The 558-nt window shown below is 45.7% G+C and carries 2 rRNA genes; both read left to right on the plus strand.

From position 1 onward, the window contains the following. A 5S ribosomal RNA gene (gene rrf / locus F9817_RS23750) occupies positions 1 to 115 on the plus strand. A 296-nt stretch (positions 116 to 411) separates the two neighbouring features. Next, positions 412 to 558: ribosomal RNA gene (locus F9817_RS23755) — 16S ribosomal RNA — on the plus strand; the annotation flags it as partial.

Here is a 558-nt window from a genome sequence, read left to right on the forward strand (position 1 = left end):
TTGGCGACCATAGCATTTTGGACCCACCTGATCCCATGCCGAACTCAGAAGTGAAACGAAATCGCGCCGATGGTAGTGTGGGGCTTCCCCATGTGAGAGTAGGTCATCGCCAGGCTTTAAATTCCACTTGCTTGCAAAGTAAGCAAGTCACCATAAAGCTTTAAAAAAGATTAAAGTTTTATGTTGACTTTCAAAGTGGGTAGCGTAATATACGCGTCCTGCCTAAGTGCTAACGCACTGAAAGCAAAGCTCTTTAACAATTTAAACCTATCAATCTGTGTGGGCACTCGTTGATGATAATCAAATGAGAAACTTCGGTTTCCAATTGGTTTCAATGAACTGAGTGACCAATCAAGACTTCGGTCTTGGCACAGTCAATTTATTCAGTATTCATTGAGCCACAAAAAACTTTAATTGAAGAGTTTGATCATGGCTCAGATTGAACGCTGGCGGCAGGCCTAACACATGCAAGTCGAGCGGCAGCGACATAAACAAACCTTCGGGGGCGTCTATGGGCGGCGAGCGGCGGACGGGTGAGTAATGCCTGGGAAATTGCCC

Origin of the sequence: Vibrio eleionomae, from assembly GCF_009874545.1 — a bacterium.
Classification (GTDB): Bacteria; Pseudomonadota; Gammaproteobacteria; order Enterobacterales; family Vibrionaceae; genus Vibrio; species Vibrio nitrifigilis.